Consider the following 26,801-nt stretch of genomic DNA (forward strand, 5'->3'; position numbering starts at 1 on the left):
CCATGAAAAAACCGGAAGACAAGCTGTCGTTTATGCAGACACTTCTCATGGTAAGCGGAACAATGATCGGAGCGGGCGTGTTAACACTGCCGCGCTCCGCCGCAACAGCGGACAGTCCGAGCGGATGGATCATTATTCTTGTGCAGAGTGTCGTGTTTATCGGCATCGTCCTGCTCTTTATGCCGTTTTTGCAGAAAAACAGCGGGGAAACCATTTATGAGCTGAATCAAAGCATCATGGGCCGCGCCATCGGTTCTCTTCTGAATTTATTCATCAGCTGTTATTTTGTCGTCACCGTCTGTTTTCAAGCCCGTTTTCTCGGTGAAGTCATCAATTACTTTTTACTGAAAAATACGCCGATGGGTGTCGTCATATTCATCTTTCTGGCGGTCGGCATTTACCATGTGACCGGCGGGGTCTATCCCATTTCAAAGCTTTATGCCTATCTGTTTCCGATTGCGATCGTCATTCTGATTACGCTGCTCATATTCAGTTTGAGACTGTTTAAGCTGGATTTCGTCCGCCCGGTCATGGAAGGAGGCTACAAAAGCTTTTTTGAGCTGTTTCCGCGGACCCTTCTGTATTTTTCGGGACTTGAGGTGATTCTTTATCTGGTGCCGTTTATGAAAAACCCGAAGCAGGCGAAAAAGGCGGCTGTCTTCGGCATCGCAGGCGCCAGCATTTTTTACAGCTTTACGCTGCTTGTCGTCATCGGCTGTATGTCGGTCGCTGAAGCCAAAACGGTGACGTATCCGACCATTTCCCTGATTCATGCCTTGGAAATCAGGGGCATTTTCATAGAGCGGTTTGATATCTTTCTTTTAATTACGTGGACATGCCAGCAGTTCACCTGTATGCTCGGTTCTTTTAAAGGGGCGCATCTCGGATTAAACACCATTTTCAAACTGAAAAATAAAAACAATGCCTGGCTGCTGGGAGGCTTATTGGCAGTGACATTCGGCCTTTCAATGTACCCCGATGATATCAACAGTGTGTTTGCATTCGCGAATATTCTCGGATATGCGTTTTTTGCCGTCATTATGATTCCTTTTCTCATCTGGTTTGTCAGCTGGATGAAAAAAATAGCCGGGAGGAAAAAGACGTCATGACACTTTTCATAAAATGGGCGGCGGCGCTTTTCATACTGATGACGCTTTCAGGATGCTGGGACGCGAAGGAAGTCGAAAAGCTGTCTTTCGCCCGGGGGCTGGCGATAGACGAGACGAGTGACCGCCGATATAAATTAACCTATCAAAACCTGCTGCCCCAAAGCGAAAACAGCCAGGCTTCCGGCCGGCCCGTGTTTGTCAATGTGACGACGCGGGGGGATACCATTCTTGAAGCCGTCAGTGAAGTCGCTTTAAAAGATCCGCCTGTTTACAGCGATCACTTAAAAGTGCTGATATTCAGCGACAAATTGCTGGCCGACCAAAATATACTGCAGATGATGAATCATTTTATCCGCGATGATGAATTAAGGCGGAGCAGCTATCTCTTCGCGGCAAGAGGAAAAGCGTCCGATATTCTGACGGAGCCGACGCCGAATCAGCAGCAGCCCATGGCCGCGGAAAAGCTGATCGACCTTACGAACAACGGCGGCTACAACGGGAAGATTTTAAAACCGCTCCGAATCGGGAGAGCTTCGATTTACTGCCATAATAAACTCAGTTTTCTCATTCAGGCCGTCAGCAATCAAAAAGGAAAAACGGTGTATGACGGAGCGGCCATTATCAAAAACGCAAAACAAAACAGATTGGCGGGCTTTCTGTCATCATACGAAATACAGAGCCTGAATTGGCTGATGGGGACGATACGGGGCGGCGTGCTGCCCGCTTTGGATAAAGGGGGGCACCCGATTACCTTCGAGATCAAAAAATCAACATCCGCCATCACTCCCAGGCTGAAAAACGGGAAGCTGTCATTTCATGTAGCGGTAAAAACAAAAGGACTTTTGTCAGAGGATCAATATGCCGGAGAAGATTCATTCGATCAGCACTATTTAAACGGGCTGGAAAAGATTTTCGAAAAAAAACTGAAAAGCGATGTGAAAGAAGTCATCGATAAGCTGCAGAATCAATATGAAACGGACCCTGTATTCTTTTCTGACAGAGTCCGCATTCAATATCCCGACTATTGGAAGAAAGTAAAGCATCATTGGGATGAGACCTTTTCCGAAGCGGCCTTTGACTATGATGTTTCCATTCAGATTACCAACTTCGGAACGATGGGACGGTAGCCTTCAGCCTGTTTTTTCGACCCGGAGGAGAATCTGATAAATCCGGCTTTGTTCGGGCAGCTGTATCACCGGAAATTGCATCGATTGCGCCATTCGTGTGATTTCCTGTAAAAACAGCTGCACCCGCTCATCCACGTGAACATACGTATAGGACTGCTTTTTCACAGCAAATGTCTCTTCCGGAAAGAGCGTGCGCACCGTCTGCGGCGTAAAAAACCGTAAGTGGGTGCGGTCGAGAATGCCGGCGTCTCTGTATGTCCAGTCACCGAGCAGAAGCGGAAACAGCGCTTCGGCGTGGGAAATATTCGGAATGCTGCAAACGATTGATCCGGCAGGCGACAAATAGGATGAGTACGTTTCAATGACGCGCCACGGGTCTTTTAAGTGCTCAAGGATGTCCGCGAAAATGATGCAATCAAAAAAGCCTTCCGGATAAGGCAGCTTCACTTCTTCGACATCTTCCTGCAGCACCGCTTCATAGTGTCCTTTTGCCGCTTGCGCCGCCAGCGGGTGCAGTTCTATTCCGTACAGTTCGCAAGGCTGTCTGTTTTGAAGTTCCAGCCCCGTAGCCCCCGCGCCGCAGCCGACATCAAGTATCCGTTTCGCCTCCCGGGGAACGAGCTCCGCAATTTCCGGTCTCGGATGAGTAAAGTACGTAAAATCAGTGCCCCATTTTTCCGTAAAACGCTGGCGGTTCTCCGAATATAACTGATTGATATTGATATCCTGATTAGCCGTAAACGTCGCATGCCCGTGGTGATGCACAAAGGCATCGAGGGCGATGTGCAGGCTGTAGCCTTTTTGGAGGGCGCGCAGACATAGGTCATCATCTTCAAAAGAACCGTATCCGAATTGCTCATCGAACGGGCCGATGTCTTCAATGACGCTTTTTTTCACCAGAAGACAGAAACCGACAAGGCGCAGCACCCGCTTTGTATGATGCTTTTCCCGTGCGCAATACGCCTCCGCGAATGACTCCAGCTCATCAAGCGATTGATATGCGTCATGGATCATTTGCGCGCCGCTGACATAGTTGCTGACGGGCCCGACCATACCGGTTTTTTCAGAATGATACAGCACCCTCAGCATGGAGGTGAGCCAATTTTTCGTGACCATCGTATCGTTGTTCAGAAACAGCAGATTTTCTCCCCCTGCCGCTTCGATTCCCTGGTTGCACCCTTTGGCGAACCCGAGGTTTTTTTCATTTAGGATGACTTTGACGTCAGGCAGATTTGATATGTATTCTCTCGTTCCGTCTGAGGAACCGTTGTCAACTATAATCAGTTCAATCTTATCTTTGTCGGTGTATCGTTCAATGCTGGCCAGACATTTTTTCGTCAGCTCAAGTTCATTATATGTAAGGATAATAATACTCGTTTTCACCGGCATCCCCGCCTTTATCGTGACTTTATACAACGTATGACATATCCCCGTCATTTATGTGACCGGGCGCCCGCACGGCATCCGTTTTGAGGGGCCGGTGAATAACCGCCCCCTAAAACTGAATATTACGGATGAACTGTCCGCCGATTTGATTCTGATCCCGAGCCTCCGTTACGGCTTTTCAGATCCTGCTCAATTTCTTCAAGGCTTTTCCCCTTCGTCTCGGTCACTTTAAACCGGACGAACAGGAATGCCAGTATCCCGATCGCGGCATAAATGAGAAATAAATAGCTGATGCCGACTGCTTCCATTAACATCGGATAGGTTAATGAGACAATCAATGTTCCGGCATGCAGCATCAAAGTGGAGACACCCGTCCCGATACCCCGGACATGCAGCGGGAATAATTCAGGAAGCATGACCCACACGGCAGGCCCCCAGCTGACCGCAAACACAATGATAAACAGGCCTAAACAAATCACCGTTGTCCATGATGCGGCTGCTGAATGTTCAAAGAAAAGATTGACCGCGGCCAATACGAGCAGACTGATGACCATGCCCGCATTTCCGGCCAGCAGCAGCGGCTTCCGGCCAATTTTATCAATGACTTTAATAGCCGCAAGCGTCATGATGACATTGACGGCGCCGATTCCGACCGTTCCCAATATAGACGCGGAATTGCCGAACCCCACACTGGTAAATGTTTTCGGGGCGTAATAAATAATTGTATTTGTCCCGATGAATTGCTGCAAAAAGGCAAGTCCGAGGCCGGCAATCAGCGCGGGTCTCACCCACGGCTCAAACAATTCTTTCAAGCCGCCTTCGTTTTCCTTTTCCGCTTCTTTCATCTGATCAATCTCATCATCAATATTCTTCGTTCCCCGCAATGATGAAAGGATTTCTCTTGCTTTCTCTTCTTTGCCGATCGTAAACAGCCAGCGCGGGCTTTCCGGCATAAATAGGATTCCGATCAGCAGAATGACTGACGGCACAACCGCAAGTCCAAGCATCCAGCGCCAAGCGCCTGCATCGGCAAATATATAGTTCACGATATAAGAAACGAGGATTCCGACCGTAATCATCAGCTGATTCAGCGAAGAAAGCGCCCCTCGTTTATGCTTCGGAGCCAGCTCCGATAAATAGAGCGGAACGATCGTTGTAGATGTTCCGACAGCCAGTCCGAGAATGATCCGGAAAAGAACCATCACCTCTGTATTCGGGGCAAAAGCGACTCCTAAACCGCCTATACAAAACAGCAGCGCCGCTCCCATGATGGCCTTCCGCCTGCCGAACCGGTCGGTCAGTTTGCCGGCGAATCCCGATCCGAGAATCGCCCCCGCCAATAACGAACTGACGACGAGGCCTTCTGTAAAGGCGTTCAGTCCCAGTTCTTTTTTCATAAATAAAATAGCTCCGGAAATGACTCCGGTATCATATCCGTATAACGCGCCGCCGAGTGCGCCGAAAAAATAGAGCCATTTATTCGAGTGTATGCTTTTCATGTTATGTAGACTCCCTTCATCCAACGCTGTATCCGCGCGGAATTGTTCTACTGCTTCTTTTACCTGTTTCCGTCCGTTTCAAACCTTCCGCACCGTTAATATCCATTATTTTACTAATTATTTTTTACAAAGCGACGAAACATTTCCCGCTTCCTGCCGTCCAATATAATGTGAACCTGATGCAAAAATAACAGTAGATGTTATCGAAATAGAGAGAAAGATTTGGAATTTTCTCATTTGCAGAGTTGCTCCAAGTCAACAATTATGGTACGCTTCACAAAGAATAGAAACGAGAGGTAATGATATGGAAGAACGATCTCAACGCAGAAAAAAGAAAAGACGCCTCAGAAAATGGGTGAAATTTGTACTGGTATTCGCCGCTTTCTTATTGGTGATCGCCGGTTCCGTCGGCACCTACGCATTTGTGAAATTGAATAATGCGACCAAAGAAGCGCACGTCAGCCTTGACCGCGGCGACCAGTCCGTAAAACGGATCAAAGAATTTGACCCGAAGAAGGATTCTTTCACCGTATTGCTTTTAGGAATAGACGCCCGTGACAATAAGGGCGAATCAGTAGATGACGCAAGAAGTGACGCCAACGTGCTCGTCACCTTCAACCGGAAAAAGAAAACAGCGACGATGCTCAGCATTCCGCGGGATTCCTATGTCAACATCCCGGGACACGGCTATGACAAATTCGCGCACGCACATGCTTACGGCGGTTATAATTTAACTTATAAAACAGTAGAAAACATGCTTGATATTCCGGTAGATTACGTGGTTGAGAGCAACTTCGACGCGTTCCGCGATGTCGTCAATGAGTTGAACGGCGTTACGGTAAATGTGAAAAGCCAGAAAATTGCCGATCGTATTAAAGTCGATACAAAAGGAAAAGTCGTGCTGAAGCCGGGCGTCCAGACGCTTGACGGTGAGCAGGCGCTGGCTTATGTAAGAACACGCAAAGCGGACACCGATCTGATGCGCGGACAAAGACAGATGGAAGTGCTGAGCGCCATTATTAAAAAATCTAAATCGTTAAGCTCGATCCCATCTTATGATGATATCGTCGACAGCTTAGGGAAAAACTTGAAAATGAACTTATCTCTTAATGACGCCATCGGTCTGTTCCCGTTTATCACATCGCTGAAATCGGTGGATTCTTTGCAGCTGACAGGTTCAGACAGCTATATTTACACTCCTCAGTACGGCAAAAATATTTATTACTTCAAGCTGAATGAGGAAAACCTTCAAGAAGTGAAAACGAAATTAAAAAATGATTTAAACGCGTAAGATGTCACGGCGGGATTAGCAAATCCCGCCGTTTTTCTGTTGAAAAAAAGGACATGAAGGTATAGCCTTTTAACTGACGGCTTTCTGCTGATTTCGCACAAAGCTGAACATACTACATGAAGCAGCTTTATTTTTAAGGAGGGCATCCATACATATGAAATTGATAGCCATTGACTTAGACGGCACATTACTGAACTCGGACAGTGTGATTTCTCCGGAAAACAGAGCGGCTTTACAAAGAGCGGATGAAGCGGGCATTCTCGTGGCCATCTGCACGGGCAGAGCCACGTTTGATGTAAAAGCGCTCTTGAAGGATTTGGATATTCCGATCATTGCGGCAAACGGCGGGACAGTCCATGACAAAGGATACCGCCTCGTCAGCCGGCTCTTAATGGATCAGCAGGCCGGGAAGGATATCGCCGCTTATTTAACGGACAAAGACATTTACTTTGAGGTCTATACAGATGATCATCTGCTGTCCCCATTTGACGGCGAGTCCAAACTGCAGGCAGAACTGGACATTCTGAAAAGCGCCAATCCCAAGGAAGATATCCAGACATTATGGGAGGGCGCAAAGACGCAGTTCAAACAATTCGGCATTAAACCCGTACAGGATATACAGGCGATTTTTAACGGAGACGAACATGTTTACAAGCTTCTTTGTTTCTCTTTTGATATGGAAAAACTGAGAAACGCCAAAGAAGAAATTACACATCATCCGAAATTATCCCAGACATCTTCCGGAAAACACATTATCGAAATCCTCCCTGCCGGCTCCGGAAAGGGACGTGCTCTGACGGAGCTTGCCTCACTGTACGGAATTGAAAAACAGGATATTTACGCCATCGGCGACAGCCCGAATGATTTCTCCATGTTTGAAGCGGCGGGAAACCGCATCGCCATGGGCAATGCGATTGATGAACTGAAGGAAAAAAGCACGTATATTACAAAAAGCAACGATGAAAACGGCGTCGCATATTTCATCAACCGGCTTCTCGACAACGATCAATAAAAGGCAAAAGCCAGGTCTTTCACGGCCTGGTTTTTCATGTTCCCAAAAAAGAAATTCCCAAAAATGAAAATAAATTGTAAGATAAAGAAAAAAGGAGTTTCATGATGTCGAATGCAATCGCTATTATAGGATGTTTAGCTTTTCTCTGTGCAGTCGGATACGGAATATTCCATCTCATATGCAAAGCGGCAAAAAAAGAAAAACATTTTTCAAAAAAGCTGTTTTGGCCCCTTCTTATCGGCGGATTTATCCTGCTTCTGACCGGCGCCTCCCTCGCAGAACCGGACGCCTCGGCCGAGAAGGCAGAGGAGAAATACAGCACCCTTGATACCGCTTATCAAAAATTGACGAAGGAACACCAGGCGCTTGAGAAAAAATATGAAAGCATCAGTGCCGCGGCCGAAAAGGAGAAATCCGAAGCCGAAGCCGGCAATGAAGAAAAACTCAGCAAACTCAGCCAAGAGATAAGTGAGCTGAAAAAAACAAACAAATCACTCAAACAAGACAATGAGAAATTAAAAAATTCACAAAAGAAGCTCGAAAAGACCGCTGAAACGCTTCAGTCAGAAAATAAAACTTTAAAGCGGCAGAAAGCAGAAACAAAAACATCCGAAAACGCGGAAACGGCGCAAAACAACGCCCCTTCCTCCGGCGGACATGCCGAAACGAAAGCAGCCGGCACCTCACAGGGATGCGACATTAAAGGCAGCCGGAACGGCATTTATCACACGCCGGGAAGTACATACTACGACCGGACGACAGATCCCGCGGAAATGTTCTGTTCCGTAGAGGATGCGGTAGCGGCCGGATACAGAGCGCCGAAACGGTAAAAGAAAAAGACGTCAGAGACACTCTCTGACGTCTTTTTTTACGGAAGCCGGATGCTGCCCGCATATTTGTCCTTCCAATAAGCGCTTGTGTTCATATTTGTTATGGTAACGCCTGCGGACACGGTGACATGAATCACTTGTCCGTTCCCGATATAAATGGCCGGATTCAGGCTTTCCGCTTTAAAGAAGACCAGATCGCCGGGCTTCAGATCTTGTTTATCGACCGGAACGCCCGCCTGCATCTGCTTGTCCGCATAACGCGGCAGGCTGATTCCTTTCGCTTTTTGATAGATGTATTGAACAAATCCCGCCGTATCAAAGCCGGTTTCCGGTGAAACGCCGCCTTTCAGATAAGAAATTCCGATATGATCGGCCGCTGTGGACACAACGGGATTTTCTTTAGAAATGGCTAAATTGCTGAATCGGCGCACCCCTGTAAAATGTTTTTTCCAGTAATCTTCCGACAAATAAGAAATGGTGACTTTTGCGGAGCGGCTTGCTTGGATGAACCTTCCCTCTCCCGCATAAATGCCCGCATGGGAAATTCCTTTTTTATACGTGTCGCTGAAATAAATCACGTCCCCGGGCTTTATGCCGCTCAGTTTGATTTTCTCACCGACCAGCCACTGCTGTTCCGCTGATCTCGGCAGGTAAATGTGAAGCTTGTTTTCAAAAACATATTGGACCAGCCCCGAACAGTCGAATCCCTCCTCGGGCGTGCTTCCGCCGAATACATACGGAATGTCGAGGTAACGGGCTGCCTCCTGAACGATCGGGTCATCAGCCAGTTCCGGATCTTTTGTCATCCGCTTTGCGCCAAGATATAAATTCATCCAATAACTGCTTTTTTGAAACCGTGTGACGGTTACGCCTTCTGACGGAGAACTGTGTATCATCTCTCCGTTTCCGATATAAAGACCGTCATGGACGGGCGCGTTTTGTGTTGAATCCGACTTTTTGAAAAACACAAGATCTCCCGGTAAAAGGTCATTTTCTTTGACGGCGGTTCCAATCTTCCATTGATCACTGACCGTTCTCGGCAGATGGATGTTCTGCCTGGTGAAAAGATAATGCATCAATCCGGACGGGTCAAAACCGTCCTCAGGCTCTTCGCCTCCGTAAACATATTTATTTCCGACAAGTTTTTGCGCGTCTGAAACCATCAGGACAGAAACTTGAGAATCCGCTTCAGCAATTTCCGTTCTCGTTACTGCGGGTGCCACAAGACAAATCATAAGGCCGGCAAGGATGTACTTCCTCCAGCTTGTGAGCATGTTTTCTATTCACTCTCCTCATTTTTAGTAGTTTTTACATCGGTAACTTTTAACAAATGTTTAGGAGAGCACACAAAAAAAGAATGCCCGTTATGGGCATTCTTTACTGGATTCGGAACAAACAATATGCCGGCAAGCGGAATCATGCGCTTATTTTGCGCCCGCTGTGTCCTCTTGCTGAATTTTTTGCATTTCCGTGTCAATTTTTTGTTTTTCCTGATCTGTGAGCTGATCATTGTATTTAAACGCTGACATAAACATAAATACCATAATGATCGCGGCAAACGGCCATCCCGCTTTAATGATTTTCATTTGTTTTTCACTCCGCTTTCTTTTTTAAGATATCGCTGTGATCCACATCAAACGTTAATTTTCCATCCTTGACGCTCCACTTGAAATTCGATTCTTTCGTCAGTTCACGTACGATTGTTTTATGATTGATGCTGCCTTTTTTAACCGGTGCAGGCGTTGCTTCATGAATATTCATCGGCGTGACTTCAAAGCGTCCCGTGCCGTTTTTCTGCAGATGATATTGAACAAGCGCCGTGTCTCTCGTTCTTGTCCACCCCTGGTCGAATACGAAGTTGCCCAGGCTGTAGAAAATAACAGTGCCGTGGTACATTTCGATCGGTTCTAGCACGTGCGGATGGTGTCCGACGATAATATCCGCTCCGGCATCTGACATTGCTCTTGCCAATTGGCGCTGTCTGTCATTCGGATCATTATCGTATTCCTGTCCCCAGTGTGTTTGAACAATGACAAGATCGGCTTTCTTTTTGGCTTTAGAAATCATCGGAATAAACAGCTCTGGATCGGCCGGAAGCACACCCGGCGCATTTCGTTTAGCTGCAAAGCCTTTTCCGGAAACATCAGTGAAACCCAGTGTTGCGATTTTGATTCCGTTTACATCTTGATACGAAATGTTCTGCTCGGCTTCCTTCAGCGTGAGGCCCGCGCCGACAAGTTCAAGATTTTGCTTTGAAAACTCTTCAACCGTATCCCGCATTCCTTGAGGGCCGTAATCCATCGCATGGTTGTTGGCTGCCGTGAGAACGGTGAAATTCATGTCCTTCAATACTTTTACGGCATCTTTGTTTGACTGAAGGTGGATATTTTTTTCTGCTTCTTTGTAGTTCTTTTTATATGTAACCGGGTTTTCAAAGTTCCCCGACACATAGTCGGATGCTTCGAAGAATGGCTTTGCGTAACGGAAGACACTCTCCGTGCCTTTATGCTTTGTCACTTTCTCGACATTCCGGCCCATCATAATATCTCCGACGAATGAGGCTGATACAAGGTCATCGGCATTTCTTTTCACACTCGGTGTTTCCGCCTTCCCTGTCAGGATGCAGACGAACATCAGGCAAAAGACGATCGGCAGCGCGATAAAAACGTGAAGATTGGTCTTCTTTTTCTGCTGTTTGGTCAGCTTCAGCAGTTTTTCTTGAAAGCTTAATTGTTTTTTCATCGTTTGACACACCTTACATTAGATTAAGTAGTAAGCAAACATAATGGCAAAAGTTGCGCCGCTTAAGAACAGCGTGCTGGCAAATGTAATCGTTAATCCCTGTTTCTGAATGGTATTGGCGATCAGACCCGGTACGATGATACCGATTCCTCGGAATTCTGATATCTCAAATGGTACGATCGGGTAAAGGAAATCAAGGGCGATTTTTAAGCAGATTCCCGTTATCAGCATAGCTGCGAATTTTCTGCGTCCGTACAAAATCATAAATCTGGATAAACCGTATTTGACGATCACGTATGTAAGAAGACTCACTAACAATACGAGTAAAATAAAGACCGGCTGGTTAAAAACGAGCCCTAAATAACCCGGCACGACTAAACCGGCAGGTACGATACCTGTTTTTTCCGCGAAAATTAAACTGATTAACACGCCTAAAATAAGTGAGATATATAAATCTGATCCGAACATTTATCCTTTTCCTCCTAGCTAACGAGCTGTTTCACCTTATACTCTTGAATTTTTTCAATTAATGGTTCCGCTGAACCGTGGATATTGCCGACGCCATATATGACACGGTTTTGCATTCTTGTTTTCAGCACGTCCATGATTTCGTCTGTTGATTTATATTCCAGGTCGTGCAATGTATCGGCAGGAATCTTGCCTTCTTCATAAGCTCTGACGATCGGTTCTGTCGTCTCGCCGATGAGTATGAGTTCCTTCGTTTTAATGTACGGAAGCACGTCGTTTGCGAACTGAATTGTTCTGTCCACACGGTCGGCGCGGCAGTTCATGATAACGATCGGTTCATCTGTCGGGTAGCCGATTTCCTTTACACGTTTCCATATATTTAAAGTAGAAGATGCATCATTTGCGGCAAAGCCGTTTACGAAATGACCGGGCTCCTTCGTGCTGAGCAGCGGCAGGATTCTCATGGCGCCAGGATCAGGCGGCGCATTCAGCATTCCTTTAAACGCCGTTTCTTCATCTATCCCAAGAGCCTGGGCAACGCCGAGCGCAAGGGAAGCGTTATCAGGAAAGACCATATATTCAAATTTTCGAAGGTATTCATCTGTAATTTTAGAGTTATCCGCAATAATGACCTCGGTATTCCGCTCTGCGGCTTTTTCTTTAAAGAAGTCTGTGTATTCACTGTCTGTAATGACAAGGTGACCGTTATACGGTATCGTCGCGGTAAATGCTTCAGCGATTTCATCAAGCGTCGGCCCCATGACGTCCATATGGTCTTCAAGCACATTCACGATGACGCCGATGTTGGCTTGAAGGAGTTCTTCCTGAAAGATAATCTGATAATCCGGGTTTACCGCCATACATTCACTGACAATGGCATTGGCGCCCCGTTCTACGGTTTCCTTCATTACTTCTTTTTGCTCGCCGATATTCGGGCCCTGCGGTTTCCGTTTGATCGGTTTCTCCTCAGGTGTATCCCAATAGATCATCCTTGCATCTGTTCCCGTCGTTTTTCCGACTGTTTTGTAGCCCGCCTCCATCAGTATTCCGGTCGTCAGCCTCGTTACGGTTGACTTTCCGCGGATACCATTAATATTGACGCGTACTGGCAGAGCATCGATATTCTTCTGATGCCGCCTTTTTTCAATGATTCCGATGATTAGTACGGCAGCACAGGCTATAATGAGTAACCACATTGATTTTTGACATCTCCTTCTGTATTGATAAATTCATTCATCAGTATATAGCTTCACTATGAATTCTCAATCGGCATTATGTAACATAATCTTCCCGCTTTCACTGAGCCAAACTTCTCTATTAGTGACGCTATTCTTCCTATTATCGAATTGCTTTTTTTGGGAATAGGCAGGACTTCAACCTTACTTCAATTTTTCAAAAGAAAAATGAATGCGTTTACATTTTCGCGCAGAAATTCATTTGGACCAATGGAACTATTCGCGTTCCGGAAGAAAAAGATGTAATGATAATCCATCTTTTCCAGCCCGTTTGTATCAGCGGTTTTCGCACTGCGCATACGTTTTGGGACTCTCTGTCCGCTGTGTGCAGACTGCCTGTTTTGTTAAGGATAAGGTCTTAAAGTCATTCATTTTTCCCCCGTATCCTGCTTTCAGTCCCATTCCAAAATAACTAGCGGAATGACTGATACATGACAGAAAAAGACGGGTCCGGAGTGTTTACAAGAAATACACATTTTATATGCGGAAAGCCTTTCTCCTTTTAAACCATTTACAGGACGTTTATCACTCTTTTGAAATAATTTTAATAAATCTTTATATTCGTTCAAGAAATATTCATCCATAATTGTGAAGTTCTTGGTAAAACATCGAGGAACTCCTCTATTTTATAAAATGCATAAAAAAGGAATACCCGCTGAAAACTACAGATAACCAGGAAAGGAGGCGGTCTGATGTCTGCGGATAAACAAAACAAACGGATTCCCGGCGATTTTGAATCGGCTGTACGGGAAATGCAGGAGCTGATGTGTGTTTGCGGTGATTTTAAAATACGAAGGATCAAACTGCAGGACCGTCATACCGCTTTCTTTTATATTGAACAGATGATAGAAGAACAGAAGCTGAATGAGTTTCTGTTAAGCGACACCCTGCAGAACGGCCCGCTTGAGGAAACGATGAATGCCGTCAGCAGTGCGGAAACGGATGAAATCAGAAAACTCATTGACGGGATTTTGGCAGGACAGGTTGTTTTTCTCAGCGATGCATCGAGGAAAGCGAAGCTGTTTTCCGTCGGCCAGAATCCGCTGCGTTCCATTATGGAACCCGAATCTGAAAGTATCGTCCGCGGCGCCCATGACGGGTTTGTGGAAAGTTTGGAAACGAACATTCATCAGCTGCGGTTTCACATACAGGACCGCCATCTCTCCGTTCATTATATGGATATCGGGGAAAGAGCCAAATCAAAAGTTGCGGTTATCTTTGTTGAGAATATCGCCAATCCGGAGATTGTGGAGGAAGTGAAGCGGCGCCTGTCATACTTGCGTATAGACAGCGTGCTTGCGCCCGGGATTATCGAGGAATCAATAGAAGATAATTCGTTTTCCATTTTTCCGCAGATCATTCATACGGAACGGCCGGATAAAGCAAAAGCATGCGTGATGGAAGGCTGTGTACTGATCATGATGGACGGGAGTCCGTCGGCTTTGATTGCGCCGATCACATTCTTTTCCTTTTTTCAATCTCCGGACGACTACAGCACGAGATGGATTTCCGCCAGTTTTTTAAGAGTGCTGAGATTTTTCGCCTTTATGATCGCGATTACGCTGCCCGCTTTTTATATCGCGCTGATTGCGTTTCATTTTGAAGTCATTCCCAACGATCTGATTATCACCATGAAAAATTCGATTGTTGATATTCCCTTTCCCCCGCTGATAGAAGCCATGATTATGGAAATTACGATTGAACTGATCCGCGAAGCCGGTATCAGGCTGCCGAGACCGATCAGTCAGACGATCGGCATTGTCGGCGGTCTCGTGATCGGTGACGCAGTCGTTCAGGCGGGACTCATTTCTAATATGATGATTATCGTCGTAGCCGTTACGGCTGTTTCTTCTTTTGTGCTTCCTTCATATGAAATGAGCACGTCCATCCGAACGCTCAGATTTCCGCTTATGTTTCTGGCATCCTCGTTCGGTTTTATCGGCATTGCACTCGGCTTCGGGCTTATTCTGATGAACCTGTGCAAGCTTGAATCACTCGGCGTCCCTTATTTATCATCTCTGACGCCGTTTCATTTCAGCGACTTGAAGGATGCATTTATCCGGCTGCCGGCTTGGTTTATTAAAAGAAGGCCTTTTTATTTGAGACCGCAAGACTCAAAGCAGATGAAACATGTTCGGGGGTGGAGAAAAGATGAAGCCTAAAAAAATAAGCCGGCTTCAAGGCGTGTTTTTCATTAATCAGACGCAGATCAGCATCGGCATTTTGGCGCTGCCCCATTTACTGATGATGAAATCGGGAAGCAGCGGATGGATTTCCATTCTGCTTACCGGATTGCTCGTCCAGCTTACATTCAGCCTGTATATGATATTATTTCACCGGTTTCCGAAGCTGAACCTGTACGAAATGCTGGAGGAGGTGTTCGGAACACTTGCCGGCAAAGGGGTGCAGGTGCTGTATATTTTATATTTCGCGTTTCTCTGCACGCTCATTCTTTCTGTATTTACACGGATATTGGATATCTGGGTGCTCCCTCAGACTCCGAATTGGGTGATCAGCTTAATGCTGATCCTCGGTTCTGTCTATATCGCCCAGGCTCCGCTGAATGCGATCGCCAGGTTCAGCTTTATTTTAACGCCGTTTTTGCTGCTGATCTCTCTGCCGCTTTTATACACGCTGGGAAAAGCCGATATCACATACATTATGCCGATTTTTCACGGAACCGCAAAAGACATGCTTACCGGGGTGCAGCAAACACTTGTCAGCATTACCGGCTTTCAGGCGGCGCTCGTGATCGGGCCCCTAATCAACTGCACCGTCAGCCAGCGCTACAAAATACTGACGATTTCAAACATCTTGATTATCCTTTATTACCTGTATATCACCCTTACTTGCTTTGTCACAATCAGCCCCGAAGAAATAAAAATGATCCCGGAGCCTGTGCTGTACCTGTTAAAAACCGTTTCATTCAGAATTATCGAACGGACGGATCTGCTCTTTTTGACGTTTTGGTTCGTGACCGTCTTTTCAACGCTGGCCAACGTGTTTTACTTGGCAAGCACCGGCATTGCCAAGCTGTTCAATCAAAAAGATCACAGCCGGTTTGTTTATCCGCTGGCCCTGCTCGTCTTCCTTCTGTCTATTTGGGCCACAAGCACAGATAAAACGATACAGCAGCTGGATCAGTTTTTCCGCATTTCCGATATTGTGTTTGTGTATTTGTTTCCTTTGTTTATGGTATTGATTATCCTTGTACGCAAAAAGGGTGTCCGCCATGCGCATTAAAAAAGCGGTTCTTATCAGTCTCATGTGCGCAAGCCTGACACTTGCGGGCTGCTGGGATCAAAATTTGCTGAAAGATATTTCTCTCGTGCTGACCGCAAGCCTTGATGTTGATCATGACGGTAAAAATAAAATCGGCATCACCTATCGGAAGGTTCAGTCCTCCCAGGCGGAACAGGAAACGGGCGGCTCATTCATTACGACGGTGCTCAGCGCTTCCGGGCACACCATCCGTGAAGCGCGGTTTCAATTGGATAAGCTTGTCGACCAGCGCATTGACACGTCCAAGCAAAGAGTCTTATTAATCGGTGAGAAAATGGCGGAAAAACCGCTTTTTCCTTATCTCGATGTCTTTTACAGAGATCCGAAAAGCCCGCTTCTCGCTCATCCGGCGGTTGTAAAAGACGGCGAGGCGATTGAAGTGCTGAAGCTGATCGTCCGGCAGAAATTGATCGTCAGCAAGTATTTAACGAATTTATTAACAAGCGCTAATGCGGAATCAAATATCAGCATGGAGAATTTGCAATCCATCCGTTCAAGCATGCTGACGGCTGATAAGGATTTCGCCCTACCTTATTTATCGATTAACGGACAGACGATAAAGATAGAGGGTTCTGCCCTGTTCAGCGGCCAGCGGAAAGTGACTGAGGTGCTCGGTCAGGATTCAACCCTCCTGACCCTTTTAAGCGGGCAATTTAATAAATCGGCTAATATTAATCTGAAGCTGTGGGACAAATACAAAATGGATATTGAAAATTATCTTTCTCTCGGCATCACGGATGCCACGCGAAAGATTGTATTTATAGATACAGATCCGCAGCATATAAAAGTGAAAATCCGTTTAAAACTGAATGCACGCGTCTTGGAATATCCAAAGGACAAGCTGAATTCTTATACGGCAATCGACCAAATGAACAAACAAGCCTCAGCAAATTTGAACAGCCAGGCCAGATCGGTGATCAGCCATATTCAGGAGCACAACTCGGATATCCTCGGCATCGGCCGGAAATATCAAACCCATTATTATGAGCGGGGCAAGCGGCTCAATTGGCGTGAGGTCTATCCTTCCATCGAGATCGTCCCTGATATCAAAGTGAATATCTCACAAATCGGCATCGTGAACTAAAAGAGACCCCGGTCTCTTTTTTTGTTGCCAACCGAAATGATTCGTGTTACTCTTTTTATGTAAACGGTTACATAGTTGAAGGAGGAGTGTTTGTTGGCAACGATTAAAGATGTCGCAGGCGCTGCCGGCGTCTCTGTTGCCACGGTCTCGCGTGTCCTCAATGACAACGGCTACGTGCATGAAGATACACGAACGAAGGTCATGCTTGCCATGGAGAAGCTGAATTATTATCCGAATGAAGTTGCCCGCTCTCTTTATAAAAGAGAATCCAGACTGGTCGGGCTCTTGCTTCCGGATATTACGAATCCCTTTTTCCCTCAGCTTGCCCGCGGCGCTGAAGACGAGTTGCAGCGGGAAGGATACCGGCTGATCATCGGCAACAGCGATGAAGAATTGGAAAAAGAACTCGACTACCTGCAAACATTTAAACAAAATCAAGTTGCCGGTATTTTGGCGGCCACCCATTACCCCGACCTTCCCGAATACAGCGGCAGCCTTTACCCGGTCGTATTTCTGGACCGGACAAAAGAAGGCGCCCCATCCGTATTCAGTGACGGGCGGGCAGGCGGAAAACGGGCGGCTGAGGAAATGCTTCGCGGCAAAAGCACAAGCATCACGCTTGTCAAAGGCCCAGCCCACCTTCCGACCGCTCAGGAACGTTTTAACGGCGCACTTAACGTGCTGCAAAAAGCGGGCGTTCAGTTCAATGTCATCTCCGCCGCTTCATTTTCCATCAAGGATGCTGCCGTTTTAGCAGAAGAATTGTTTGCAGTATACCCGGAAACCGACGGAGTCATTGCCAGCAACGATATTGCGGCGGCTGCCGTCCTCCATGAGGCGCTGCGGCTCGGCAAAAAAGTTCCGGAGGAGATTCAGATCATCGGATACGACGATATTCCGCAGAGCAGGCTTTTGTTTCCGCCGCTTTCAACCATCCGCCAGCCTGCATATGAGATGGGAAAAAAAGCGGCAAACCTGCTGCTGCAATTGATAAAGAAAGAGCCGCCGAAAGAGACGGCCATTCAAATGCCCGTGACTTACATAAGAAGACAAACGACGAGAAAGGATGATTACCATGAGTGAAATTTGTGTTATCGGAAGCTGTTCTATGGACCTGGTCGTCACATCTGAACGGCGTCCGAAAGCCGGAGAAACCGTACTGGGCACAGACTTTCAAACTGTGCCCGGAGGAAAAGGCGCAAATCAGGCCGTAGCCGCTTCCCGCCTGGGCGCAAACGTATATATGGTAGGAAAAGCAGGCAATGACGGCTACGGAAAAGCGATTATTGAAAACCTGAAGGCAAACGGTGTCAATACGGACTATATGGAAACGGTTACACATAAAAAAAGCGGAACGGCTCATATTGTGCTCGCAGAAGGAGACAACAGCATCGTCGTCGTTAAAGGCGCAAACGATGACATCTCCCCCGATTATGCCAAAAGTGCGCTGGCAAAACTTCCCGGCATTGATATCGTGCTGATCCAGCAGGAGATTCCTGAAGAAACCGTTGAAGAAGTGTGCAGCTACTGCCGCGCGCAGCAAATTCCGGTTATCCTGAATCCCGCGCCTGCCCGGCCGCTGAAACAATCGACGATTGAGGATGCCGCATATCTTACGCCGAACGAACATGAAGCATCCATTTTATTTCCTGACCGGACGAAAGAAGAAGCGCTCGCCGGCTATCCCGGCAAACTGTTCATTACCGAAGGAAAACAAGGCGTACGCTACTCAGACGGCACCGCGGAACGGCTTGTTCCCGCCTTCCCTGCAGAAGCGGTCGACACGACGGGAGCCGGCGATACCTTTAATGCGGCACTTGCCGTCGCACTCGCGGAAGGACGGGACATTGAACAAGCGCTCCTGTTTGCCAACCGCGCCGCCTCCCTGTCCGTGCAGCACTTCGGCGCCCAAGGCGGGATGCCGGCCAGAAAAGAAGTTGAGGAGCTGCTGTCATGAAAAAACACGGAATGTTAAACAGCCACATTGCCAAAGTATTAGCCGATCTCGGGCATACAGACCTCATCGCAATCGCCGATGCGGGTCTCCCCGTCCCTGACGGCGTCCCTAAAATTGATTTGTCTTTAACGGCGGGCGTTCCCGCCTTTCGGGACGTGACCAGCCTGGTAGCCGGGGAGATGGCAGTCGAAAAGGTGATGGCCGCCTCTGAAATCAAAGACGCAAACCCTGAGAATGCAAGTTTCATAGAAAGCCATTTCTCAGCGCAGACGATCGAGTACATGTCCCACGAGGAATTCAAACGGCTCACACAGAAAGCAAAAGCCGTCATCCGAACGGGTGAAATGACACCATACGCCAACTGCATCCTGCAGGCGGGTGTGATTTTCTAGAAAGAAGGGATCCAGCATGCACATCGGCATGACAGACATTCATAAAGCATTCGGCAAAAACCAAGTGCTCTCCGGCGTCTCATTTGAGCTTCTGCCGGGAGAAATCCACGCTTTAATGGGAGAAAACGGAGCGGGCAAATCGACGTTAATGAATCTGCTCACCGGGCTCTACCGGCTCGACAAGGGAAACATTACGATAAACGGAACAAATATGAGCTTCTCCAATCCAAAGGAAGCCGAAAAGCACGGAATCGCCTTTATCCATCAAGAGCTGAATATATGGCCGGACATGACGGTGCTTGAAAACCTTTTTATCGGCAAAGAGCTGACGACGGCGTTCGGCGTTTTAGAAACGAAGAAAATGAAAGCGCTAGCAAAATCACAGCTTGAAAAACTGGGAGTCTCTCTTCCTCTTGACCGGGAAGCCGGACAATGTTCCGTCGGACAGCAGCAGATGATTGAGATTGCCAAAGCGCTGATAACAAACGCCGAAGTCATTATTATGGACGAACCGACCGCGGCGCTGACCGAACGGGAAATCAGCAAACTGTTTGATGTGATGACGGCGTTAAAGCGGGACGGCGTATCCATCGTCTATATTTCGCACCGAATGGAAGAGATATTTTCGATTTGCGACCGGATCACCATTATGCGGGACGGCCTCACTGTGGATACGGCGCATATTAAAGACACTAATTTTGATGAAGTGGTCAAAAAAATGGTCGGGCGGGAGCTGACCGATCGGTATCCGACTCGCACGCCGTCACTCGGCGATAAGGTGCTCGAAGTGAAAAACGCCTCAAAAAAAGGAAGCTTTTCACAGATCAGTTTCCATGTGAGCGCCGGAGAAATCCTCGGCGTTTCCGGCTTAATGGGTGCCGGACGGACAGAAATCATGAGGGCGCTGTTCGGAATTGACCGGCTCGATTCCGGAGAGATCTGGATTTCCGGCCGAAAAACCGGCATTCGGGGTCCGTACGATGCCATCCGCAAGGGACTCGGCCTGATTACGGAGAACCGCAAAGATGAAGGGCTGCTGCTGGATACGTCCATTCGTGAAAATATCTCATTGCCGAACCTGACCAGCTTCTCTCCGAAAGGCATCATTGACCGAAAACGCGAGGCGGAGTTCGTTGAGCTGCTCATCAAGCGTCTGACCATTAAGACCGCATCTCCGGAAACCGCCGCCCGGCATTTATCAGGAGGAAATCAGCAAAAAGTCGTCATCGCCAAATGGATCGGAATCGGCCCGAAAGTTCTCATCCTTGATGAACCGACAAGAGGCGTCGACGTAGGCGCGAAAAGGGAAATCTATTCATTAATGAATGAACTGACCGATCGCGGAGTCGCCATCATCATGGTTTCTTCCGAGCTGCCGGAAATTCTCGGCATGAGTGACAGAATCATCGTCGTCCACGAAGGGCGCATCAGCGGAGAAATCAATGCGGCCGGCGCCACACAAGAACACATCATGACACTTGCCACGGGAGGGCAGCAGTATGAAAACTGAACCAATGACATCAACTGAACAAAAGCGATTTTCCATTCATACCTTTACGCAAAAACTCGGTCCGTTTCTCGGCTTACTGATTCTTGTGTTGATCGTTTCCGTTTTAAACCCGAGTTTTCTTGAACCCCTCAATATTCTCAACCTTCTTCGGCAGGTTGCGATTAACGCTCTGATTGCTTTCGGAATGACGTTTGTCATTTTAACGGGAGGCATTGATCTCTCTGTCGGAGCCATCCTCGCCTTATCGAGCGCATTGGTCGCAGGTATGATGGTATCAGGCATCGACCCGATCTTAGCCGTCATCATCGGCTGCGTGATCGGCGCCGTACTCGGCATGATAAACGGATTATTAATCACAAAAGGAAAAATGGCGCCGTTCATCGCCACTTTGGCGACAATGACCGTCTTTCGCGGACTGACCCTCGTCTATACGGACGGAAATCCGATTACGGGGCTCGGTTCAAATTACGCATTTCAATTATTCGGGCGCGGTTATTTTCTCGGAATTCCCGTACCTGCCATTACGATGCTGATTGCATTTGCGGCCCTGTGGGTTCTTCTGCACAAAACACCGTTCGGCCGCCGGACATACGCCATCGGCGGCAATGAGAAAGCGGCGCTGATATCGGGAATCAAAGTGCCCCGCATCAAGATCATGATCTATTCTCTGACAGGTTTATTATCGGCGCTGGCGGGAGCGATTCTGACATCACGCTTAAATTCCGCACAGCCGACGGCCGGGGAATCATACGAGCTGGACGCCATCGCGGCGGTCGTTCTCGGCGGAACGAGCCTGTCCGGCGGTCGAGGGCGCATCATCGGTACGCTGATCGGGGTTTTGATTATCGGTACGCTGAACAACGGCTTGAACCTTCTCGGCGTATCATCTTTTTATCAGCTCGTCGTCAAAGGAATCGTCATTTTAATCGCGGTGCTGCTGGACCGCAAAAAATCGGCATAGTAGGAGGACCATTATGAAGAAAGCCATCATCACGATCGCGGCATTATCACTGTTTTTGCTGTCCGCCTGTTCACTTGAACCGCCACAATGGGCAAAACCGTCAAACACAAAACATAAAAAAGAATTCACTATCGGGCTCTCCGTCTCCACATTGAACAATCCGTTCTTCGTTTCATTAAAAGAAGGCGTTGTAAAGGAAGCCAAAAAACGGGGCATGAAGGTCATTATTGTCGATGCTCAAAATGATTCATCTAAACAGTCAAATGACGTAGAAGATTTGATCCAGCAGGGAGTCGATGCGCTGCTGATCAATCCGACCGATTCATCAGCGATTTCAACAGCCGTCGAATCGGCAAATTCCCTCGGCATTCCCGTCATTGCGCTTGATCGTTCAGCCGAACACGGCAAAGTCGAAACGCTTGTCGCCTCTGACAATGTCAAAGGAGGAGAAATGGCGGCCGACTACCTCGCCGATCAGCTCGGAAAAGGCGCCAAAGTGGCTGAATTGCAAGGGGTGCCGGGCGCATCCGCGACACGGGAACGCGGAACGGGCTTTCATCATATTGCCGACAAAAAGCTGGATGTCGTAACAAAGCAAGCGGCGGATTTTGACCGTACAAAAGGATTGACCGTCATGGAAAACCTGCTGCAGGGACATCCGGATATCAAAGCCGTGTTCGCCCATAATGATGAAATGGCACTCGGGGCGCTCGAAGCGATTAACAGCTCGGGCAAACACATTTTGGTCGTCGGTTTCGACGGAAATAAAGATGCGATTTCTTCCATTAAAAACGGAAAGCTGACAGCCACGGTCGCCCAGCAGCCGGAGCTGATCGGAAAACTGGCGGCCGAAGCGGCGGAGCAGGTGCTCAAAGGAGCAAAAGTCAAAAAAACCATTTCCGCTCCATTGAAACTTCAAACACAAAAATAACCGGCCGATGTTTAGACTTCCGGTAAAACGTGAAAGGATGAAGTAAAAGGAGAGATACAGATGAAGAAAACAGCCAAAGCGGCATCCATTCTGACCCTTGCAGCCGGAATATCAGCGGCTTCAGCTGCCGGAATAACGCCTCTTCCGGAGACACACGCGCAAGAAGCGGTCAAAATTGACGATCTGTACAGCTACCCGCTTGACTCTTATCTCGTTTCCGCGGAAGCATTGAACGTCAGAACAAAAGCATCATCAGCCAGTCCGAGAGCTGATACCCTTCATTTAGGCGACAGCTTAAAGATCGTTTCATTCCAGAACGCTGACTGGGCAAAAGTACATTATAAAAACGGAAAAACAGGATTTGTATCTACTCATTATATTGTTAAAGAAGCAACAACCGTAAAAACGACGGCAAAAACAAAAGTATATACAGACAAACAAGCGGTCAAAGCTTCCCTTGCCAAAAACACGAGCGTTTCTTTCCTCGGATGGAAAAAGACAGCCGGCGGCGGCATTGATTTCAGCTGGGCGCTTGTCGATTACGGGGGCGCAACGGGATATATCAGCACAAAAGATCTGCAAAAACTGACATAATATCAAAACGGATTTCGCAAATTCAGCGCGAAATCCGTTTTTTCTTTCTTGAGCAGTCAGAAACGTCTAAGGTTCGAAATATTTCTCAGGAAATATTGTCGGATGAAGATGAATGTATACGACTCTAAAATGGCTTCTTTATGTAATCCGCCAGGCGTTTGGCATTGTCACGGATAGCCGCAGCATCGGCGCTGCTAACCCCGTACATCGCGAAAGCCGGCAAATAGGTCATTCCCGTAAAATTAGCCATTGCCTGAAACGGCCTTAAGAGCTCACTCAGTGAAAAATGGTTAGACCCGCCTGCCTGATATGCATCCTCTCCGGCACCTACAGAAACAGCCAGCAGCAATTCTTTGCCGTGCAGCGCCTTTCCTTTGGAACCGTAAGCCCAGCCATACGCCAGCACATGATCCATCCATGTTTTTAAAAGCGGAGGCGCACTGTACCAGTACAGCGGGAATTGAAATACGATCCGGTCATACTGTTCACACAGCTGCCGTTCCTTTTCCCCATCTATTTTCCCGTCCGGATATTCTTTATAAAGCTCACGGACCGTGATGTCATCATGATTTTTTAATTCTTCTGTCCACGCCTTATTGACCGCTGAGTTGTCCATGTCAGGATGAACCGCTAATACCAATACTTTCACAGCTACCACACCTTTCCCTTTTGACTGTATTTTACCTAATCTTTGCCGGTTCAGCCAAATAAAAAGAAAGCCCCCGAGAAAAATGAGGCTTTCTTTTTTATTTTATTCCGGGCTTCCTTCGGTTGTTTCGATATCCTTCGCAAAATTCGGATTATCTAAATTTGCGTTGAAAAAGTCCGCCGTATTCGGAAGCTTGAGGTTCATATTCATTTTTTGAGAAATGGTCACTTTACAATCTTTAATGACATAGTCAAACACGTGTCCCCCGGAATTGCGTCCTTCATCAATGAAGTGCAGGTGATATCCGGAAACAGCGATGCCGTTTGCGTAACCCGGCGTCCAGAAGCCGGCGATTGTACCCTGAATGTCGTCAAAGTTGAACACAGGCTGTGTTTTCACCGCTTCGATCATCGGAACGTACGGTTTCTCCTGGCGTTCTACCGTTCTTGTCTGCACCTTTTTAAATACGCCGTCTAAACGGATCGCATAAAATAAGTTTTTACTAGGCAGAAGGCTGGCGATTTCCTGCTCGAATTCTTCACGGGTCATTTCGCCGTCGATCGTATGCGTCATGTCCGGCGTGAAAAATGTGAATGAGCAGAATGGTGACAGGTCTCCGCCTTTAACAGGCGTAGCCGTTCCGTCGCCGCGCAGACGGTAAAATTCGCCGTCAAATCCGATTAATTCGCCGTCCAGTTTGTTGAACGTGCCGATTCCGAAATCACCGAACTTCGGAATGTCAGCCATATCAAAATCTCCGTCATATACTCCGTCCAGCAGAGATGTCATGGTGGATACTTGATAGATCTGATCCTCAGGTGAGCCTTTTTCTCCGCGGCTCATCATATGGATGTCGCTTGCGTTTTTCATATTCCCTTCACTCCTTTTAAATTGGGCTGTTTTAGAAAACAGGTCATGGTGCGCAGAGTGCTAGAGAGCTTTTGCTTTCATTTTTTCTTTGAATTGCTTCGGAAGCATGTCGCTTGATAAATGGACATTGTCACTGTAATCGACAGGAATGTCAATGATGACAGGACCTTCTGTGTTCAAGCCTTTTTGCAGCACGTCTGCCAGCTGTTCCGGTGACTCAACGCGCAAGCCGGTGGCGCCGAAGCTTTCTGCATATTTTACGATGTCAATGTTTCCGAAATCTACGCATGATGTACGGTTATATTTTTTCATTTGCTGGAATGCGACCATATCATATGTGCTGTCATTCCATACAAGGTGAACGATCGGCGCTTTTAAGCGGACTGCCGTTTCCAATTCCATTGCAGAGAACAGGAATCCTCCGTCTCCTGAAACGGATACGACTTTTTCACCCGGATTCACCAATGTGGCGGCAATCGCCCAAGGAAGCGCTACGCCCAATGTCTGCATGCCGTTGCTGATCAACAGTTTCAGCGGCTCATAAGCGCGGAAGTAGCGGGACATCCAGATCGCGTGAGAACCGATATCGCAAGTGACGGTTACGTCGTCATCAATTGCATTGCGCAGTTCTTGGACGATTTGCAGAGGATGCACTCTGTCGGATTTATGGTCGCTTGGCGCCTTCTCGCTGTCTGTGAGCATCTGTTTTAATTCGCTCAGCACTTCTTGTTCACGGCTGCCCATATCAAATGTCACAGCGTCGTGTTCAATTTGTTTAACCGTAGCGGCGATATCGCCTAATAATTCTAATTCCGGCTGATAGGCATGATCGATATCGGCCTGGATTTCGTCAAGATGGATAATAGCACGGTCACCGTTTACGTTCCAGAACTTCGGATCGTATTCAATCGGATCATAACCGATCGTTAATACGACATCCGCCTGTTCAAGCAGAAGATCGCCCGGCTGGTTGCGGAACAGTCCGATCCGGCCGAAATATTGGTCTTCCAGCTCTCTGGACAATGTGCCGGCCCCTTGGTACGTTTCTACGAAAGGCAGTTTTGTTTTGGCAAGCAGTTTGCGGATTTGTTTTACCGCCTCCGGTCTTCCGCCTTTCATGCCGACTAACAGAACGGGAAGTTTTGCCGTCTGGATTTTCGCGATAGCCGCGCTGACCGCTTCTTCCGGTGCAGGGCCTTGTTTCGGCGCCGGCACGCTGCGTACGTTTTTCACATTTGTGATTTCATTCACAACATCCTGCGGAAAGCTCACGAAAGCCGCGCCTGCCTGACCTGCTGACGCTGCCCTGAAGGCGTTTGTTACCGCTTCTGGTATATTCCCTGTTTCCTGTACTTCTACACTGTATTTTGTAATCGGCTGAAATAGCGCCGCATTGTCCAATGATTGGTGTGTCCGTTTTAACCGGTCTGCGCGAATTACGTTACCCGCCAGCGCCACTACCGGATCACCTTCTGTATTAGCCGTTAACAAGCCGGTCGCCAAGTTGGATGCCCCCGGGCCTGAAGTAACGAGACAAACGCCTGGTTTTCCAGTCAGTCTTCCGACAGCCGCAGCCATAAATGCAGCGTTCTGTTCGTGACGGCATAAAACCAGTTCAGGTCCTTTATCTTTTAACGCATCAAATACTGCATCAATTTTTGCACCCGGAATGCCAAAAACATGTGTGACACCTTGCTCCACTAAGCAATCAACAACAAGCTCCGCCCCCCGATTTTTTCCAGAGGTTTTTAGTTCATTTGTTGCTTTTGCCAACACCCTCACTCCTTATTATGCATATTAAATATAAAATTTTAAGTAATTTGTGATATTATTCACTATACACTCTTTGGAAATTGACCTCCAATATCAATT

Annotated in this window: 25 protein-coding genes; 15 read left to right on the forward strand and 10 right to left on the reverse strand. The window is 47.5% G+C overall.

Translation table 11 applies throughout. The features are described 5' to 3' along the window. Window positions 1-2 precede the first annotated feature (2 nt). Complete coding sequence (locus BXO87_RS08270) at window positions 3-1,109, forward strand: GerAB/ArcD/ProY family transporter (RefSeq protein ID WP_015240707.1); 1,107 nt, start codon at window positions 3-5, stop codon at window positions 1,107-1,109. Then, on the forward strand, window positions 1,106-2,236 hold the full coding sequence (locus tag BXO87_RS08275; RefSeq protein ID WP_032867485.1) for a Ger(x)C family spore germination protein: 1,131 nt from the start codon (window positions 1,106-1,108) through the stop codon (window positions 2,234-2,236). Before BXO87_RS08270 ends, BXO87_RS08275 begins: the two co-directional genes overlap by 4 nt. 3 nt (window positions 2,237-2,239) lie before the next feature. Here the strand turns inward: BXO87_RS08275 and BXO87_RS08280 are convergent, their stop codons facing one another. Together BXO87_RS08280 and BXO87_RS08285 are read right to left on the reverse strand one after the other, a co-directional pair. Further along, the gene (locus BXO87_RS08280) at window positions 2,240-3,652 is read right to left on the reverse strand and encodes a bifunctional glycosyltransferase family 2 protein/class I SAM-dependent methyltransferase (RefSeq protein ID WP_080686318.1); all 1,413 of its coding nucleotides are present in this window, start codon (window positions 3,650-3,652) and stop codon (window positions 2,240-2,242) included. A gap of 92 nt (window positions 3,653-3,744) precedes the next feature. After that, on the reverse strand, window positions 3,745-5,121 hold the full coding sequence (locus tag BXO87_RS08285; protein WP_007407509.1) for a sugar porter family MFS transporter: 1,377 nt from the start codon (window positions 5,119-5,121) through the stop codon (window positions 3,745-3,747). A 304-nt stretch (window positions 5,122-5,425) separates the two neighbouring features. On the opposite strand from BXO87_RS08285, the gene BXO87_RS08290 reads away from it, so the two are divergent. From BXO87_RS08290 to BXO87_RS08300, 3 genes are all read left to right on the forward strand, one after another. Then, window positions 5,426-6,412 carry an LCP family protein gene (locus tag BXO87_RS08290; RefSeq protein ID WP_007407510.1) on the forward strand — a complete coding sequence of 329 codons (987 nt, stop codon included), beginning with the start codon at window positions 5,426-5,428 and terminating at the stop codon, window positions 6,410-6,412. Window positions 6,413-6,566: 154 nt separating this feature from the next. Beyond that, on the forward strand, window positions 6,567-7,424 hold the full coding sequence (locus BXO87_RS08295) for a Cof-type HAD-IIB family hydrolase (RefSeq protein ID WP_007614165.1): 858 nt from the start codon (window positions 6,567-6,569) through the stop codon (window positions 7,422-7,424). A 104-nt stretch (window positions 7,425-7,528) separates the two neighbouring features. Next, complete coding sequence (locus tag BXO87_RS08300) at window positions 7,529-8,254, forward strand: sunset domain-containing protein (protein WP_032876089.1); 726 nt, start codon at window positions 7,529-7,531, stop codon at window positions 8,252-8,254. Window positions 8,255-8,292: 38 nt separating this feature from the next. Here the strand turns inward: BXO87_RS08300 and BXO87_RS08305 are convergent, their stop codons facing one another. The 5 genes from BXO87_RS08305 to pgsB all read right to left on the reverse strand — a co-directional run bounded on the left by BXO87_RS08305 (window position 8,293) and on the right by pgsB (window position 12,660). Then, window positions 8,293-9,528: a C40 family peptidase gene (locus tag BXO87_RS08305; protein ID WP_061047035.1), complete on the reverse strand. Its 1,236-nt coding sequence runs from the start codon at window positions 9,526-9,528 to the stop codon at window positions 8,293-8,295. Between the two features lie 150 nt (window positions 9,529-9,678). Continuing rightward, the gene (gene edmS, locus BXO87_RS20510; RefSeq protein ID WP_003151344.1) at window positions 9,679-9,840 is read right to left on the reverse strand and encodes an extrachromosomal elements maintenance protein EdmS; all 162 of its coding nucleotides are present in this window, start codon (window positions 9,838-9,840) and stop codon (window positions 9,679-9,681) included. A gap of 7 nt (window positions 9,841-9,847) precedes the next feature. Next, window positions 9,848-10,996: a CapA family protein gene (locus BXO87_RS08310; protein WP_017418784.1), complete on the reverse strand. Its 1,149-nt coding sequence runs from the start codon at window positions 10,994-10,996 to the stop codon at window positions 9,848-9,850. Between the two features lie 18 nt (window positions 10,997-11,014). Beyond that, window positions 11,015-11,464, reverse strand: a complete 450-nt coding sequence (gene pgsC, locus BXO87_RS08315; RefSeq protein WP_003151340.1) for a poly-gamma-glutamate biosynthesis protein PgsC — start codon at window positions 11,462-11,464, stop codon at window positions 11,015-11,017. Window positions 11,465-11,478: 14 nt separating this feature from the next. Further along, the gene (pgsB, locus tag BXO87_RS08320) at window positions 11,479-12,660 is read right to left on the reverse strand and encodes a poly-gamma-glutamate synthase PgsB (RefSeq protein WP_003151337.1); all 1,182 of its coding nucleotides are present in this window, start codon (window positions 12,658-12,660) and stop codon (window positions 11,479-11,481) included. 731 nt (window positions 12,661-13,391) lie between these two features. Between pgsB and BXO87_RS08330 the strand changes: the two genes are divergently transcribed. The 10 genes from BXO87_RS08330 (at window position 13,392) to BXO87_RS08375 (ending at window position 23,410) form a co-directional block, all read left to right on the forward strand. Next, window positions 13,392-14,861, forward strand: coding sequence for a spore germination protein (locus BXO87_RS08330; RefSeq protein ID WP_015240716.1), 1,470 nt, complete (start codon window positions 13,392-13,394; stop codon window positions 14,859-14,861). Further along, complete coding sequence (locus BXO87_RS08335; RefSeq protein ID WP_007407517.1) at window positions 14,851-15,942, forward strand: GerAB/ArcD/ProY family transporter; 1,092 nt, start codon at window positions 14,851-14,853, stop codon at window positions 15,940-15,942. The genes BXO87_RS08330 and BXO87_RS08335 overlap by 11 nt, the downstream gene beginning before the upstream one ends. Continuing rightward, window positions 15,932-17,065 (forward strand): Ger(x)C family spore germination protein, encoded by a 1,134-nt coding sequence (locus BXO87_RS08340; RefSeq protein ID WP_053104039.1) that lies wholly within the window; start codon window positions 15,932-15,934, stop codon window positions 17,063-17,065. The genes BXO87_RS08335 and BXO87_RS08340 overlap by 11 nt, the downstream gene beginning before the upstream one ends. A 93-nt stretch (window positions 17,066-17,158) precedes the next feature. Then, a complete protein-coding gene (locus BXO87_RS08345; protein WP_076851307.1) occupies window positions 17,159-18,148 on the forward strand; it encodes a LacI family DNA-binding transcriptional regulator in 990 nt (329 codons plus the stop codon). Next, complete coding sequence (gene rbsK / locus BXO87_RS08350) at window positions 18,141-19,022, forward strand: ribokinase (RefSeq protein ID WP_038460096.1); 882 nt, start codon at window positions 18,141-18,143, stop codon at window positions 19,020-19,022. The genes BXO87_RS08345 and rbsK overlap by 8 nt, the downstream gene beginning before the upstream one ends. Next, window positions 19,019-19,414, forward strand: a complete 396-nt coding sequence (gene rbsD / locus BXO87_RS08355; RefSeq protein WP_020956442.1) for a D-ribose pyranase — start codon at window positions 19,019-19,021, stop codon at window positions 19,412-19,414. Before rbsK ends, rbsD begins: the two co-directional genes overlap by 4 nt. 16 nt (window positions 19,415-19,430) lie before the next feature. Next, window positions 19,431-20,924, forward strand: coding sequence for a sugar ABC transporter ATP-binding protein (locus BXO87_RS08360; RefSeq protein WP_038460098.1), 1,494 nt, complete (start codon window positions 19,431-19,433; stop codon window positions 20,922-20,924). Next, window positions 20,914-21,885, forward strand: a complete 972-nt coding sequence (gene rbsC / locus BXO87_RS08365) for a ribose ABC transporter permease RbsC (RefSeq protein WP_012118605.1) — start codon at window positions 20,914-20,916, stop codon at window positions 21,883-21,885. Before BXO87_RS08360 ends, rbsC begins: the two co-directional genes overlap by 11 nt. Before the next feature lie 13 nt (window positions 21,886-21,898). Further along, window positions 21,899-22,816 (forward strand): ribose ABC transporter substrate-binding protein RbsB, encoded by a 918-nt coding sequence (gene rbsB / locus BXO87_RS08370; protein WP_038460100.1) that lies wholly within the window; start codon window positions 21,899-21,901, stop codon window positions 22,814-22,816. 60 nt (window positions 22,817-22,876) lie between these two features. Beyond that, window positions 22,877-23,410 (forward strand): SH3 domain-containing protein, encoded by a 534-nt coding sequence (locus BXO87_RS08375; protein ID WP_076851308.1) that lies wholly within the window; start codon window positions 22,877-22,879, stop codon window positions 23,408-23,410. A gap of 124 nt (window positions 23,411-23,534) precedes the next feature. On the opposite strand, the gene BXO87_RS08380 is transcribed toward BXO87_RS08375, so the two are convergent. The 3 genes from BXO87_RS08380 to alsS all read right to left on the reverse strand — a co-directional run bounded on the left by BXO87_RS08380 (window position 23,535) and on the right by alsS (window position 26,702). Next, window positions 23,535-24,059 carry an NAD(P)H-dependent oxidoreductase gene (locus tag BXO87_RS08380; RefSeq protein ID WP_003151320.1) on the reverse strand — a complete coding sequence of 175 codons (525 nt, stop codon included), beginning with the start codon at window positions 24,057-24,059 and terminating at the stop codon, window positions 23,535-23,537. Between the two features lie 102 nt (window positions 24,060-24,161). Beyond that, complete coding sequence (gene budA, locus BXO87_RS08385) at window positions 24,162-24,929, reverse strand: acetolactate decarboxylase (RefSeq protein ID WP_003151318.1); 768 nt, start codon at window positions 24,927-24,929, stop codon at window positions 24,162-24,164. 60 nt (window positions 24,930-24,989) lie between these two features. After that, window positions 24,990-26,702 (reverse strand): acetolactate synthase AlsS, encoded by a 1,713-nt coding sequence (gene alsS, locus BXO87_RS08390; RefSeq protein ID WP_007407527.1) that lies wholly within the window; start codon window positions 26,700-26,702, stop codon window positions 24,990-24,992. Window positions 26,703-26,801 lie beyond the last annotated feature (99 nt).

Origin of the sequence: Bacillus sp. GZB, from assembly GCF_001975995.1 — a bacterium.
Classification (GTDB): domain Bacteria; phylum Bacillota; class Bacilli; order Bacillales; family Bacillaceae; genus Bacillus; species Bacillus velezensis.